The following is a 14864-nucleotide window of genomic DNA, read 5'->3' as shown; positions in this document are numbered from 1 at the left end:
TTTAAAGACAGATTAAACGACACAAAAAAACCTTAAGCGGTCGGCTCCCCGCTTAAGGTTTTTTGGCTTATTTCATGATGTGGATTGGGCTACCGATTGCAACTTCAGCAGTTTCCATTGCGATTTCACCGAGTGAAGGGTGCGCGTGGATTGTGAGTGCGATGTCTTCAGCTGTCATACCAGACTCGATTGCGAGTCCCATCTCTGCGATCATGTCAGATGCGCCTGTACCGGCGATTTGAGCACCAATCAAGAGACCGTCTGCTTTACGTGTGATCATTTTCAAGAAGCCGTCTGGCTCGTTGAGTGCAAGAGCACGTCCGTTTGCAGCGTAAGGGAATTTAGACGCAACATAGTCGAGTCCTTCTTCTTTTGCTTGTGCTTCCGTATAACCGACTGTTGCGAGTTCTGGGTCTGTGAAGACAACCGCAGGAATCGCACTGTAGTCGAGGTATGCCGGATGTCCAGCAGCTGCTTCAGCAGCAATTTTTGCTTCGAATGAAGCTTTGTGTGCAAGTGGCGGTCCAGGAACGATGTCCCCGATAGCGTAGATGTTTTCGTTCGACGTACGGCACTGATCGTCGATTTCGACGAGTCCACGTTCGCTGACTTTAACTTCTGCCATTTCAAGACCGAGATCAGATGTGTTCGGGCGACGACCGACTGTGACGAGGACGTAGTCCGCTTCGACAGTTTGTGTTTCACCTTTGACTTCAAACGTAACTTTCACGCCTTCTTCTGTCTCTTCGACACTTTGTGCAAGTGCTTCGTTGTGAATCGTGATGTTTCCTTTTTGTTTAAGCTTTTTCTTAACGACTTGCGTCATTGCAGGCTCGAATCCAGAAAGGATATCTTTTGTACCTTCTAAGATGACAACTTCAGTGTCAAAGTTAGCATACGCTGTTCCGAGTTCCATTCCGATGTACCCGCCGCCGATGACGATGAGTTTTTTCGGAAGTTCAGGAAGGTTCAAAGCGCCTGTTGAAGAAAGGACACGTTTTGACCATTTGAAAGCTGGAAGTTCGATTGGAGTCGAACCTGTTGCGATGATACATTTTTTGAATTTGTAAGGTGTAGAAGAATCTTCATTGATGATACGAACTGTATCTTCAGATTGGAAGTAAGCTTCCCCAACGACTGTTTCAACGTTGTTACCTTTAAGAAGGCCACCGACACCACCAGTCAATTTGTTGACGACTGATTGTTTCCAAGATTGAACTTTTGAGAAGTCGACAGCGACGTTCTCAGATGTGATTCCCATTGAATCTGAACCTTTTGCATGTTGGAAGTTGTGTCCAGCTGTGATCAAAGCTTTTGACGGGATACATCCGACGTTCAAACAAACACCACCGACGTTTTCACGTTCGACGATTGTTACTTTAAGTCCGAGTTGCGCACCGCGGATTGCAGCGACATAACCACCAGGGCCAGCCCCGATTACGAGTAAATCTGTTTCTTGTGCGAATTCACCTACTACCATTGCTTATCCCTCCATAATGAGAAGTTGTGGGTCGTTTAACAGACGTTTAACCAAGTTAAGCGCGTTTTGTGCTGTAGCACCATCGATGAGACGGTGGTCGAAGCTGAATGACAAAGCAAGTACTGGTGCTGCAACGATTTCACCGTTTTTGACGACCGCTTTTTCAGCGATACGGCCAATACCGAGGATTGCAACTTCTGGGTGGTTGATGACAGGTGTGAACCATTGTCCGCCAGCAGAACCGATGTTTGTGATTGTGATCGATCCGCCTTTCATTTCGTCCCCAGAAAGTTTACCGTCACGTGCTTTACCAGCAAGGTCGTTAATGTTATCTGCTAATCCGAAGATTGATTTACGGTCTGCATCTTTGACGACAGGAACAACAAGACCGTTGTCTGTGTCTGCTGCGATACCGATGTTGAAGTAGTTTTTGTAAACAACTTCTTCGTTCACATCGTCGATTGACGCGTTGATTGCAGGGTATTTTTTAGCTGCAGCAGTCAATGCTTTTACAACGAATGGAAGATACGTCAATTTCGTACCTTGTGCTGCCGCAACTTCTTTGAAGTTTTTACGGAGTGCAACAAGATTCGTAACATCGACTTCGTCCATCAATGTAACGTGTGGGGCTGTATGTTTCGAGTTGACCATTGCTTTCGAAATCGCTTTACGGATTCCTTTGATCTTCTCGCGTGTTTCGAGCTCAGGTTGAGCTGCAACATACGGTTTCACTTCAGATTTAGATGCTGAAGCTTGTGCTGCCGGTGCTTTTTCTTCTGCTGCTGGTGCAGTTGAAGATTGTCCACCGTTTGCAAATGCATCGATGTCTTCTTTGACAACGCGACCGTTGTCACCAGAACCTTGAACTTCACGGATGTCGACGCCTTTTTCGCGTGCATATTTACGCACTGAAGGCATTGCGATAACGCGTTCTGATTTATGGATTTGAACTTCATTTGGCTTGTCTTCGACTTTTTTATCTGTGTCTTGGACATCTTTTGCGTTGTCTGCTGCTTTAGGTTGTTCCGGTGCTTCTTCTTCAGAAGGAGCTGAACCTTCGCCTTCCACATCAAACGTGATCAATACGTCACCAACGACGGCTACGATGCCTTCGTCGACTTTTACTTCTTTGACTGTGCCATCAACTGGTGACGGGATTTCAACGACTGCTTTATCGTTTTGTACTTCAAGAAGAATGTCATCTTCTTTTACTGTGTCGCCTGCTTTAACGAACCACTTTACGATTTCACCTTCGTGAATACCCTCACCGATATCCGGTAATTTGAATTCAAATAAACCCATTTGAATTAGCCTCCTTTTATTTCACTCTTCTGGTCGATTGTTATCTTTAAAACGGAAGCAAGGAGAGAATTGCCTCTCTCCTTTTTTCCGGTTCACTCTTAGAAGTTGTAAACAGTTTTTACTTTTTCGACGATATCTTTGTGGTCCGGAAGCCATGAATCTTCACCTTGTGCGAACGGGAAGATTGTGTCAGGTGCCGTAACACGAAGGATCGGTGCTTCGAGGTCAAGAATTGCGCGCTCTTGAATTTCAGTTGCGACCATTGCAGCCACACCTGCTTGTTTTTGAGCTTCTTGAACAACGACAACACGGTTCGTTTTCTTGACTGACTCAACGATTGTATCGATGTCAATCGGGCTGATTGTCATCAAATCGATAATTTCAACGCTGATGTTTTCTTTTTCAAGCTCTTCAGCAGCTTTGAGTGACGCGTGAACCATTGCACCGTACGTTACGATTGTCACGTCAGTACCTTCACGTTTGATGTCTGCTTTTCCAAGTTCGATCGTGTAGTCGCCCTCTGGCACTTCACCGCGGAATGAACGGTACAGTTTCATGTGCTCGAGGAAAACGACTGGGTCGTTATCGCGGATTGATGCGATCAAAAGACCTTTTGCATCATACGGAGTTGAAGGGATGACGACTTTAAGTCCTGGTGACTGAGCCATTAATCCTTCCAAGTTATCTGCATGAAGCTCAGGTGTTTTAACACCGCCACCGAATGGTGAACGGATTGTAACAGGTGCACTGTACGTGCCGCCTGAACGGTAACGTAAACGTGCGAGTTGTGCCGCTACAGAATCAAATACTTCGAAAACAAAACCGAAGAATTGGATTTCCATGATTGGACGGAAACCAGTTAAGCTGAATCCGACTGCAAGGCCACCAATACCAGACTCGGCAAGTGGTGTATCGAAGACACGGTCTTCGCCTAATTCATCTTGAAGACCTTCTGTCGCACGGAATACCCCACCGTTCTTACCGACGTCTTCACCGAACAAGAGAACTTGCTCGTCGCGTTTCATCTCGACGCGCATTGCGTCAGTGATCGCTTGGATCATCGTCATTTGTGCCATGGGTTATTTCGACTCCTTTGCTGTATACTCATCAAGCTGCTCTTGCAGGTTTTGTGGTAACTTTTCAGCCATCACGTTGATGAAGTCTGTTACTTTTTGTTTTGGTTCTTTATCTGCTTGAGCGAGTGCTTCTTTTACATCCGCTTTCGCTTGTTCAATGACTTCGTTCTCTTTGTCTTCGTTCCAAAGACCTTTTGTTTCCATGAACGCACGGAAACGAACGAGTGGATCTTGTGCTTGGTACTCATCATCCATATCTTTTGTACGGTAACGTGTTGGATCATCTCCAGCGAGCGTATGCGGTCCGTAACGGTATGTGAGCGTTTCGATCAATGTCGGAACACCGTTCAGTGCTTCAACACGAGCTTGTTTTGTTGCTGCGTAGACGGCAAGAACGTCCATTCCGTCAACTTGGATTCCGTTGATTCCGGCTGCAACAGCTTTTTGAGCGATTGTTTTCGCCATCGATTGTTTTTCAACCGGTGTAGAAATCGCAAAACGGTTGTTTTGGACAACGAAGATCGCAGGTGCTTTGAATGCTCCGGCAAAGTTCATACCTTCGTAGAAGTCACCTTGTGACGATCCGCCATCACCTGTGTACGTGATTGCGACTTGTTCTTTTCCACTTTTCTTAAGGCCGAGTGCCACACCGGCAGCTTGCACGATTTGTGCACCGATGATGATTTGCGGCATTAAGACGTTAACACCCTCAGGAATCTTACCGCCTGTGATGTGTCCGCGTGAGAACAAGAATGCTTTGTAAAGCGGGAAACCATGGAAAACCATTTGCGGGATATCACGGTATCCTGGAAGAATCCAGTCATCTTTATCTAAAGCAAATTGTGAACCGATCATTGACGCTTCTTGTCCAGCGACTGGCGCGTAGAAACCAAGACGTCCTTGACGGTTGAGTGAGATTGCACGTTGGTCCCAGATACGTGTGTAAACGAGACGACGCATTAATTCCGTAAGTTCTTCATCTGAGAGGTCCGGCATAGCGTCTTTGTTGACGACTTCACCTTTCTCATCCAGAATGCGGAATGTTTCAAAGTTTTCTTCCACGTTTTTAAACATGTTTAAGTTCATCTTTTCACCTCATCCTTTCACTGTGTTCAGCGAAATATTCCTCTTACTGACTTGCTACATACCAATAGTGTTCAAAAAATGAAGTCCCGTATGACCTTTTCTTGAACATATATCTGTGTACCTATCCAGTTGAGTAAACTGTATTAACATGAAGAGACACGCAAGCATGTCTTGTTCATTACGTTACAAGTATAAAACTGTAACACCTATAAAATCAAAGGAAATGTTTTATTTTTTTTAGCGGATGTTCTTGTGAATGACATCACATATGAAGAACGCCTTTACTTCTGTACTATTCATCAATTCACAACTGTGTTAGTTATTAATATTCCTCCTTTGATATGCTATAATTTTTTTAGATGAAAGGGGTGCTGTTCATGATTACCATGAATGAGATCGTTCGGGAAGATGTCCCTTCGCTTCACGAACGTTCTGTCGACGTTACCTTCCCTCTCAGTGAGGAAGATAAGGAAACGATGCGTCTGATGATGGAATATCTCGCCAACAGTCAAGACGATGAATTAGCCGAAAAATATGATTTACGTAGCGGGATTGGACTGGCGGCTCCACAAATCGGAGTCAATAAACGAATGTTTGCCATTCGTCTGCAAGACGGGGACGACATTCTCGAGTTCGGGATTTATAATCCTAAAATCGTCAGTCATTCCGTTGAACAAACGTATCTTGCCGGCGGAGAAGGTTGTTTGTCCGTTGACCGGGAAGTCGAAGGTCATGTGCCGCGCTATATGCGTATTACCCTGTCTGGCATCGATCATAACGGAAATCCTGTAAAATTAAGATTAAAAGGATTAAAGGCCGTCGTTTGCCAACATGAATATGATCATTTGGATGGGATCATGTTTTACGATCGAATCGATCCGAAAGAACCCTTCAAGGAGTATGGTTCGTCTCTCTAAAATAAGAATGAAGTAACAAAAAAGACATTTCCAGAATAAGGAAATGTCTTTTTTGTTTATACTTCCATGATGATCGGCATGATCATTGGATGACGTTGTGTTTTTTCAGTCAGGTACGGTGTCAATGTATCGTTGATGACTTGCTTGATATCCGTCCATTTTGTGTTTCGGTTCGCTAAAGATTGCTCAAGCGAACGCTTCAACAGACGTTCCGCATCCTTGATCAGGTTACCGGATTCACGCATGTACACGAATCCGCGCGAAATGATGTCCGGTCCTGAAACAAGACGATTCGTTTTAGAATCAAGTGTGACGACGACGACGACCAGTCCTTCTTCTGAAAGAATCCGTCTGTCACGCAGGACGATATTACCAATATCTCCAATTCCTTTTCCATCTACATAGACGGCATTCGCTTGGATTTTACCCGTAATGGCGGCTGCATTGGCATCGAGTGCCAGAACTTCACCGTTGTCCATGACGAAACAGTTTTCTTCCGGCACACCGGCATCCATCGCAAGTGACATGTGTTTTTTCAACATGCGGTACTCTCCGTGGATTGGCATGAAGTATTTAGGTTGCAAGAGACGGAGCATCAACAACTGTTCCTGTTGGCTGCCGTGACCTGATGTATGAATGTCATTCAATTTACCGTACATGACATCTGCACCGGCTTTATACAATTGGTTAATCGTTTTCCCGACGGAAACAACGTTTCCTGGAATCGGAGAAGACGAGAAGATGACCAAATCATCCGGAATGATGGAAATCTGACGGTGTGTTCCGTTGGCGATCCGGCTAAGGGCTGCCATCGGCTCCCCTTGCGAACCTGTACAAAGAATCGTCAGTTCATTTGACTTGTACCGTTTCATCTCGTTCGGTTCAATGATTGTGCCCTTTGGTGCTTTGATGAAATCAAGCTCCTGACCAATCATCATGACTTTATCCATGCTCCGACCGAAGACGACGATTTTGCGTCCGGCTTCGACTGATGCATTGACGACTTGTTGCAAGCGATAGATGTTCGATGCAAAAGTCGCGAAGATGATCCGCCCCTCTGCTTTACGGAAGATGTTTGAAATCGTATCTCCGACGACACGTTCACTCATCGTAAAGCCTTCAATCTCGGCATTCGTCGAGTCAGACAATAGACAGAGAACACCTTCCTTGCCGAGTTCCGCCATTTTTGTTAAATCAGCCGGTTCTCCGACGGGTGTAAAATCGAACTTAAAGTCGCCGGTATGGACGATGTTACCTTGTGGTGTCTTGACGACAACTCCGAACGAGTTTGGAATCGAGTGAGTCGTCCGGAAAAATGAAATACTCGTCTTCCGGAATTTGATGATTGAATCTTCATCAATTTCATGCAACTCGGCCGTCCGCAATAAACCGTGTTCTTCGAGTTTTACTTTAATGAGACCAAGTGCAATCTTTCCGGCATAAATCGGTAAGTTGACTTGTTTGAGTAAAAACGGCAATCCCCCGATGTGGTCTTCGTGACCGTGAGTGATGAAGACACCTTTTACCTTGTCCTTGTTTTTGATCAAGTATGTGTAATCTGGAATGACATAGTCGATTCCAAGCAGTTCATCTTCAGGGAACATGACACCGGCATCGATGACGATAATCTCATCCTGAAATTGAACGACGTATGTGTTCTTCCCGATCTCTCCTAAGCCGCCGAGTGCGAAAACGGCTGCTTGATGGTTTTTAACGAACTTCATGCGAACGTTTCAACCTTATAGTCTGGGCTTAGTTTTTCATATTCAAGGAATTCGCCGCTTAACTCACGGATGAATTCGACGTTAATTTCTTTGATGAGGTGGTCAATCGCTGTTCGCACTTCACGAATGTTCTCTCCCTCAACATACATCACTTCTGTCCGTTCCCGTACCGGGGCTTCTGAACGAAGCGGTTGATAAAATACTTTAAAAATCATGTTTAGCAACTCCTTATCAGTCCATTGTTTTTTGTCCTTAGATTAGTATACACGATATCCTACTATTTTTTCATCCTATTCCTAATCCAAGGTCGGCGTAAACGTTAACGCTGTGCTATAATTCCACATGTATCCGGCTGAACAGTCAATTAAAAAGAGAAGGTGAAACCATGGCAAATCAGAAAGTCGTCTTTTTCGATATCGATGGAACCTTACTTCACGATGGTCATTTTGTTCCCGAGTCGACCAAACAGGCAATTAAACAATTACAAGCAAATGGTGTCTATGTAGCTATCGCAACCGGACGCGGTCCGGCGATGTTATCCGGTGTCCGCGAATTACTCAATATCGATACGATCATTGGGTACAATGGTCAAATCGTCGTGCATCAGAACGAGGTCATTTACAGACGTCCGCAACCGATTGCAAATCTTAAGCATTTGACAGAGCGGGCCCATAAAAATGGTCATACGCTTGTTTATCTAGGTGAAACACAGGGGTTTTCAACGAAACCGTCGGATCAGTTAGTCCAAGAGTCACTTGGCGAACTGGATATTCCTTTACCGGCTTTTAATGACCAGGCGTTTACGACACATGATGTCTTCCAGACGCTTGTCTATTGTACTGCTGAAGAAGAAGCCGAGTACACTCAGAACTATCAGGCCTTCGACTTCATCCGCTGGCATCCGAACGCAATGGACGTCATTAATGTCGGTTCATCCAAAGCGGACGGCATCAAACAATTTCTGAAGCTGACCAATATCCGGCGCGAAGATACGTTTGCTTTCGGAGATGCGTTAAATGATTTAGAAATGTTGCGTTATGTCGGAACCGGCATCGCGATGGGCAATGGTCTTGCAGAAACAAAAGCAGCCGCCGATTTCGTCACTAAACATATTCTCGAAGACGGCATCGAACACGGTCTCAAGGAATTTCAACTCATTTAACTACTCAAAAGGCCGAGGAATCATTCCTCAGCCTTTTTTGATATTAATTTTTCACTTTATGAATGGCGCGCTCCAAGCGGTCCAAGTCATCGTTTTCTCCAATGACGACGAGGTAATCCCCTTTTTCAATCAATTCATCCGCTTGTAAGGAAATCATGACGTTCTCGCCCCGCTTGATGGCAACAACGTTCGCACCGTACTTGCTTCGTAAATCCAGATCAATCAAAGTCTGGTTCGCCATCCGGTCACTGACTTTGATTTCGACAATCGAGAACTCTTGTGATAAATCGAGATAATCTAAAATATTCGAACTCATCAATCCGTTGGCAATCCGGACCCCCATGTCCCGCTCGGGGTGGACGATGAAGTCCGCACCAATTTTACGCAACACTTTTTCATGGTAATCATTCGTCGCCTTGACCGTAATCGACTGGACACCCAGTTCTTTTAAAATTAAAGTCGTCAAAATCGATGCTTGGATGTTTTCCCCGATCGCAACGATGACATGATCAAAATTACGGATTCCGAGACTCTTTAGAACGTTCTCATCCGTCGTATCTGCAATGACGGAATGCGTCGCAATCCCCATATATTCATTCACACGTTCTTCATCCGAATCAATCGCCAAAACATCATATCCGTTTTTCGACAACTCTCGAACAATCGATCCCCCGAAACGCCCTAAACCGATTACCGCAAACTCTCCATTCATGTTCAACTCTCCTTCACATTTCTGCTTCAGTAGTAGTGTACCCGATTCACTTCTAAATTACTATGAACGCTTTTACAATACAGTTTTCGGTTCTCCCCACCTTAAAACGACCGACAAATCTAATCAAAAAAAGGGGTCGACTCCAAAAGAAATCATTTGATCTTTCACGCCATTTCCTGTAGGAGTCTCGTAAGTACGTGAGTTCTACATTAAACGAGAAAAGAGCGGCAGAATTGAATCTGCCGCCCTTTTCTTTGGAGAAACCGACTTTTGAGTCAGCCTCGAACTGATTACGTGATAGACGTTCTACTTATTTTGCTTTTTTCCCGCTGACATAATCGTTGTCAAACAGGAACAACCGTAAAATCAAATACAGTGCAGGGATCAATAACATCAGTCCGAAGATGAAGACGACGACAAGTGCCGTAGCCATCGTTTCGTTAACGACCGCTTTATTGATATCGATGTACGGATAAAGAATGTACGGAAGGTGTGTGTATCCGTATCCGAACCAGGCAACACCGTATTGCGCCATCACGGCGATGAAAGCAATCCCGTAGTTTTTCTTCAAGTAAACAAGTGTGACAGCAACGCAGAAGAATAGGAAACTTGCTGCGAACCACCACCAGTTGCCGTTTAAAATATTTTCATAATGCCACGCTGCCTGATTCTTCAGTCCGAAGAAGACTAATGCACAGACAACAATTGTCGGAATACTCCAGAACAATGCCCATTTCCGAATCAATGGTGTTGCATTCTCATCCTTTGCTTTATCCGCATAGAACAACAGGAACATCGCGCTGATATAAAGAACCGATACGATGGCAAGCGCAACGACCGTCCAAGAATAAAAGTTCGTGAACAGCTTCGTCCCAAGGAATTCGACTGTCTCATTTGTTTTCCGGATAAAACCGCCCTGACTGATTGTCAGTGTCGTCGACATCGCTGCCGGAATCAGCAATCCTGTCGCACCGTATAAGAACGTATAGAACATGCTGTCGTTCGAACCATAGTTGGCAAATGCGTAAAAGCTACCGCGAATTGCAATCAATACCAACACGATCGAAGCCGGAACAAGTAAAGCTGTTCCGTAATAATATGCCGTATCCGGAAAGAATCCGACAAGTCCGACGAAGAAGAAGACGAAGAAGACGTTCGTCACTTCCCAGACCGGAGAAAGATAACGGAGAATCAAACGGTTCGTCAGATGATCCCGTTTCGTATATTTTGAATAAAACGCGTAAAAACCGGCACCGAAGTCAATTGAGGCAACGATGAGATATCCATAAAGGAACGTCCAAAGTACGGTTATTCCAAGTGTTTGAATGTCCAACTCGTTCCCTCCTTATTTGTTGTCGTCCGCAAACATCGCTTCACCACGTGTGTGATGATCGTCCGCGAGTTCTTTGCCGACTGGATTATTTTTAAACATCCGGAGCAAGACGACTGTACAAATCGTTCCGAGCAACAGATAAAGTAAACTGAATAAAATCAACATCGGTCCGACAGCCGTCGAAGTCGTCGCTGCATCAGCCGTTCTCATAATACCATAGAGCGTCCAAGGCTGACGTCCGATTTCCGCATACATCCATCCTGCTTCGATCGAGACGATGGCAAGCGGTCCACCGATGAAAATACCGCGCAGTAACCATTTGTTGTACGGGTTCAACTTTTTGAGTCGGAATGCCAAGATGAACAAGGCTGAGATGGCAGCCAGGTACATGCCAATCGATACCATGATATCGAAGAAATAGTGGACAAACAGAGGTGCCTGATCTTCTTTGGCGAATTCATTCAAACCGATGACCTCTGTATCCGGTGCTCCCCCTGCGAGAATGGATAAAGCATACGGAATCTTGACAGCACCTTTAATTTCATAGCTGCCGTCCGCCTGTTCATCCAAAATACCACCGAAAATCAATTCGGCTTCGTTTGTCGTTTCAAAATGCCATTCTGCCGCTGCGAGTTTTTCAGGTTGGTATTTCGCCAGGTATTTCCCGGAGAAATCACCGACCAATGCTGTCGAGAAGGCAAAGATTAAGCCGGCCATGACGGTTAAGCGAAGTGCTTTTTTGTGATAAGCCGTTTCTGCCGCCGACAAAGTTTTCTTGCGCAACAGATGAAACGCTGCGATTGCTGCCAAGATGAAGGCAACCGTCAAGTAAGCGGATACGATGACGTGCGTTGCTTTCGTTGGTGTCGCCGTGTTGAACATCGCTTTCAACGGTTCGATTTGCGTCAACGTTCCGTTAACGATTTTGAATCCTTCCGGCGAGTTCATGAATGAGTTGACCGTCGTGATGAAGAAAGCAGATAATGTCGCCCCGATGACGACGGGAATCCCGATTAACCAGTGTAACCATGGATTTTTAAACCGGTCCCATGTGTAGAGATAAATACCGAGGAAAATCGCTTCAAAGAAGAAGGCGAAAGTTTCCATGAACAACGGTAAGGCAATCGTTTGACCGGCTACTTGCATCAAGGAAGGCCATAAGAGCGACAATTGTAGACCAATCGCTGTTCCTGTTACGACACCTACCGCTACAGTTACGATATAACCGCGCGTCCAGCGACGTGCCAAAAGAATATAGTCTGAATCTTTTCGTTTAATACCGATGTACTCAGCTGCGAGTACCATCAATGGAACCCCTACCCCAATCGTCGCAAAGATGATGTGGAATGCTAATGTGAGCCCTGTCAATAATCGACTGAGCATGACTGGATCATTGAACATGTGTATAGCCCCCTCTTTCTAGACGTACTTCTATATATTGTTTATATCCGTATCATAGAGAACATAATCATTTGTGTCTGTTTTAAATGTTTGATGTAACAAATTGTTCACATATACTCGTGATTTATTTCACAAAACGTTCGAAAACTGTTCTCTTCTATAAAATGAAAGCCCTTTATCCATTTTTTCATGAATAAAGGGCCGATTGTCACGTCTTTTATTTAGACGTATTCGCGGAAATAATGATCCAGTAAATTGATGACGAAGGGGATGGCTTCTTCGTCCGGATTCAAGGTCGGTTGATGTAATCCGGATGTTGCATTATTCACCCCGAGCCAAAACATCATGCCGGGAATTTCTTTTAACATGAAACCAAAATCTTCTCCCGTCATGGCAGCATCACACTCAATGTAATTCGCATTCATTTTGACGAAGGATGAGAATTTATCAACGACGCGTTGATCGTTGACGACTTCATAATACCGATTTCCGAACTGCAGATCGATTTTGACGCCGAATGAAGCTTCGATGCCGCGGATGATATCCCGGACACGTTGCTCTAACTTTTCCATATCTGTTCCGTTAAGCGCCCGCATCGTTCCGTCGAGTAACGCCCGACCGGCAATGACATTCTCCCGAATTCCTGCATCTACTTTCCCGATCGTGATGACACTGCAGTTCATTGGATTGATCGAGCGGCTGACAATCGTCTGCAGCTGCATGATTAACGCTGCCTGCGCAACGACTGTATCAATCGTCAAATGGGGGAACGCAGCATGACCGCTCTGTCCATAAATCGTGATATGAACTTCCCGTGCACTCGCAAACAAGACACCCGGACGGCTGGCAATCGTTCCGACCGGATACTCCGGTGCGACATGCAGACCATACATCTCACTCGGACGATATTTTTCAAACAGCGGACTTTTAATCATCGGTTCTGCCCCACCCGGACCTTCTTCAGCTGGTTGGAACAGGAAAACGACATCATCCATGACCGGCAGTTCAACGATTCGGCGTAACAGACCGAGGGCAATTGATGCATGCACATCATGGCCGCAGGCGTGCATGAACCCCGGATGCTCGGAACAAAATGGCAGTCCCGTTGCTTCTTCAATCGGTAATCCGTCGATATCCGCCCGGTATCCAATCGTCCGATTTCCGGTTAATCCTTTCACACGGACAAATACTCCTGTTTCGAATGTATCGTAACTGACCCGATCTTCCGGGTATGATCGGATTTGATCAAGGATAAATGCTTGCGTTTTAAACTCCTTAAAACCAGGTTCCGGTATTTTATGAAGTTCTCGGCGCATTTCAATTGCGTATTCCATCTGACTGACTTCCTCCTTCTTCTTTGACAATGTCCCAAAACGCTTGGACTTGTTTTAATTCAAGCATCGACTCCGTTGATAGAATCCACGTGTCCCGCTTTAAAATTTTACCGGATGACGTTTTGAGCGGAATCTGCATCACTTCACTCGCTTCATGGATCGTCGATTCCGGCAAGATGGCAAAACCAATCCCGTGAAGTGCCATCTGTTTACACGTTTCAATCTGGTCGACGACGAGCGTCCGGGCCGGCGGACTCGAAAAACGATCCTGCCACCATTCTAAAATTTCCTGATAATAGGTCGAATCGCTCTTGAACTGGATAAAAGGACGTTCTGTCTTGCGCAACTGTTCCAACGACGTCAGTTCACTGTCGACTAAATACAGCGGATCGGAAAACAGCCGTTCCTTCACGCCTTTCCAATCGGGATTTCCGCGGATGATGCCGATGTGAAAATGTTCTTCCAGCATATGACGCATCATTTCACTTGACCACCCTGTGACCAATTGGACACGGACATGCGGATACCGTTCGACAAATCGTTTCAGAACACGGGGAAGCCAGTATTGTCCCATAATGGACGCGACTGCAATCCGAAGTGTCCCGTAAACGGCTCCCTCTTCTGCCGTCAATTCACTTTTAAGCTCCAGTTCTTTCCGGTTCATCTCCTTGGCGAGACCGATGACTTTTTCGCCTTGCGGAGTAATACTCAGCCCACGGGATGAACGAATGAACAGCTTGGTTGCCCAGCGCCGCTCGATTGCGACCAAACGTTGGCTGAGGGCAGGCTGCGATACAAAAAGACGTTCGGCTGCCCGTCTCATGTTCAATTCTTCTGACAACGTAATCAACATTTCCATTTCCGACACTTGCAATGTATGATTCGACTCCTCATGATATAAGATGGCATTAGTTTAACACGTTAGAGAGGAAGGTACATATGTCACGGTATCATTTTATGTTGATCGTCTCAACGGTCGCTACTTTAGGCAGTCTGTATTTCAGTGAGGTCCGGGGATTCATTCCTTGTCCATTATGTTGGTGGCAACGTCTGTTCATGTATACGACCGCCATCTATCTGCTCGTATCCTTGTTCCGCAATCGCCCGGTCGACGGATTTTTCCTTCGCTTGTATACATTACTCGGGTTCGCAGTCGCGGCCTACCACGTCGTACTCGAACGATTACCGGATGGCGAAGCGCTCTGTACAAATGGTTGTCTCATCAAATGGGTCAATTATTTTGGCTTCCTGACGATTCCGATGATGAGTTTGATTGCATTTACGCTTTTGGTCATCCTCGCCTTTTATCCAAATAAAAAAAACGCTCAATGAGCGTT

At 45.4% G+C, this 14864-nt stretch carries 14 protein-coding genes; 3 read left to right on the top strand and 11 right to left on the bottom strand.

What is annotated here, in order from left to right; genetic code table 11:
* Nucleotides 1–67 precede the first annotated feature (67 nt).
* From lpdA to pdhA, 4 genes are all read right to left on the bottom strand, one after another.
* A complete protein-coding gene (lpdA, locus tag KNP91_RS04025; RefSeq protein WP_114595397.1) occupies nucleotides 68–1480 on the bottom strand; it encodes a dihydrolipoyl dehydrogenase in 1413 nt (470 codons plus the stop codon).
* 3 nt (nucleotides 1481–1483) lie between these two features.
* A complete protein-coding gene (locus KNP91_RS04020; protein WP_012370879.1) occupies nucleotides 1484–2782 on the bottom strand; it encodes a dihydrolipoamide acetyltransferase family protein in 1299 nt (432 codons plus the stop codon).
* A 98-nt stretch (nucleotides 2783–2880) separates the two neighbouring features.
* Nucleotides 2881–3858, bottom strand: coding sequence for an alpha-ketoacid dehydrogenase subunit beta (locus tag KNP91_RS04015; RefSeq protein ID WP_131502667.1), 978 nt, complete (start codon nucleotides 3856–3858; stop codon nucleotides 2881–2883).
* A gap of 3 nt (nucleotides 3859–3861) precedes the next feature.
* Nucleotides 3862–4944 carry a pyruvate dehydrogenase (acetyl-transferring) E1 component subunit alpha gene (gene pdhA / locus KNP91_RS04010; protein ID WP_012370881.1) on the bottom strand — a complete coding sequence of 361 codons (1083 nt, stop codon included), beginning with the start codon at nucleotides 4942–4944 and terminating at the stop codon, nucleotides 3862–3864.
* Nucleotides 4945–5321: 377 nt separating this feature from the next.
* Here pdhA and def point away from each other — a divergent pair, with 377 nt between their 5' ends.
* Nucleotides 5322–5861 carry a peptide deformylase gene (gene def / locus KNP91_RS04005; protein ID WP_012370882.1) on the top strand — a complete coding sequence of 180 codons (540 nt, stop codon included), beginning with the start codon at nucleotides 5322–5324 and terminating at the stop codon, nucleotides 5859–5861.
* Between the two features lie 56 nt (nucleotides 5862–5917).
* On the opposite strand, the gene rnjA is transcribed toward def, so the two are convergent.
* Together rnjA and KNP91_RS03995 are read right to left on the bottom strand one after the other, a co-directional pair.
* Nucleotides 5918–7585, bottom strand: coding sequence for a ribonuclease J1 (rnjA, locus tag KNP91_RS04000; protein WP_012370883.1), 1668 nt, complete (start codon nucleotides 7583–7585; stop codon nucleotides 5918–5920).
* On the bottom strand, nucleotides 7582–7800 hold the full coding sequence (locus KNP91_RS03995; protein WP_012370884.1) for a DNA-dependent RNA polymerase subunit epsilon: 219 nt from the start codon (nucleotides 7798–7800) through the stop codon (nucleotides 7582–7584). The genes rnjA and KNP91_RS03995 overlap by 4 nt, the downstream gene beginning before the upstream one ends.
* Nucleotides 7801–7970: 170 nt before the next feature.
* Between KNP91_RS03995 and KNP91_RS03990 the strand changes: the two genes are divergently transcribed.
* A complete protein-coding gene (locus tag KNP91_RS03990) occupies nucleotides 7971–8747 on the top strand; it encodes a Cof-type HAD-IIB family hydrolase (protein ID WP_214763608.1) in 777 nt (258 codons plus the stop codon).
* A gap of 43 nt (nucleotides 8748–8790) precedes the next feature.
* Here the strand turns inward: KNP91_RS03990 and KNP91_RS03985 are convergent, their stop codons facing one another.
* The 5 genes from KNP91_RS03985 to KNP91_RS03965 all read right to left on the bottom strand — a co-directional run bounded on the left by KNP91_RS03985 (nucleotide 8791) and on the right by KNP91_RS03965 (nucleotide 14401).
* Nucleotides 8791–9459 carry a potassium channel family protein gene (locus KNP91_RS03985; protein ID WP_012370886.1) on the bottom strand — a complete coding sequence of 223 codons (669 nt, stop codon included), beginning with the start codon at nucleotides 9457–9459 and terminating at the stop codon, nucleotides 8791–8793.
* Between the two features lie 310 nt (nucleotides 9460–9769).
* The gene (locus tag KNP91_RS03980; RefSeq protein ID WP_012370887.1) at nucleotides 9770–10792 is read right to left on the bottom strand and encodes a cytochrome d ubiquinol oxidase subunit II; all 1023 of its coding nucleotides are present in this window, start codon (nucleotides 10790–10792) and stop codon (nucleotides 9770–9772) included.
* A gap of 12 nt (nucleotides 10793–10804) precedes the next feature.
* Nucleotides 10805–12193 carry a cytochrome ubiquinol oxidase subunit I gene (locus KNP91_RS03975; protein ID WP_012370888.1) on the bottom strand — a complete coding sequence of 463 codons (1389 nt, stop codon included), beginning with the start codon at nucleotides 12191–12193 and terminating at the stop codon, nucleotides 10805–10807.
* A 221-nt stretch (nucleotides 12194–12414) separates the two neighbouring features.
* Nucleotides 12415–13527, bottom strand: coding sequence for an N-acetyldiaminopimelate deacetylase (locus tag KNP91_RS03970; RefSeq protein WP_012370889.1), 1113 nt, complete (start codon nucleotides 13525–13527; stop codon nucleotides 12415–12417).
* The gene (locus tag KNP91_RS03965) at nucleotides 13511–14401 is read right to left on the bottom strand and encodes a transcriptional regulator CcpC (RefSeq protein WP_012370890.1); all 891 of its coding nucleotides are present in this window, start codon (nucleotides 14399–14401) and stop codon (nucleotides 13511–13513) included. The genes KNP91_RS03970 and KNP91_RS03965 overlap by 17 nt, the downstream gene beginning before the upstream one ends.
* 65 nt (nucleotides 14402–14466) lie before the next feature.
* Here KNP91_RS03965 and KNP91_RS03960 point away from each other — a divergent pair, with 65 nt between their 5' ends.
* Nucleotides 14467–14859 (top strand): disulfide bond formation protein B, encoded by a 393-nt coding sequence (locus KNP91_RS03960; protein ID WP_012370891.1) that lies wholly within the window; start codon nucleotides 14467–14469, stop codon nucleotides 14857–14859.
* Nucleotides 14860–14864: the final 5 nt, after the last annotated feature.

This window comes from Exiguobacterium sp. s138, assembly GCF_018618775.1.
GTDB lineage: Bacteria > Bacillota > Bacilli > Exiguobacteriales > Exiguobacteriaceae > Exiguobacterium_A > Exiguobacterium_A artemiae.
This window is presented reverse-complemented; position numbering and strand designations above follow the sequence as displayed.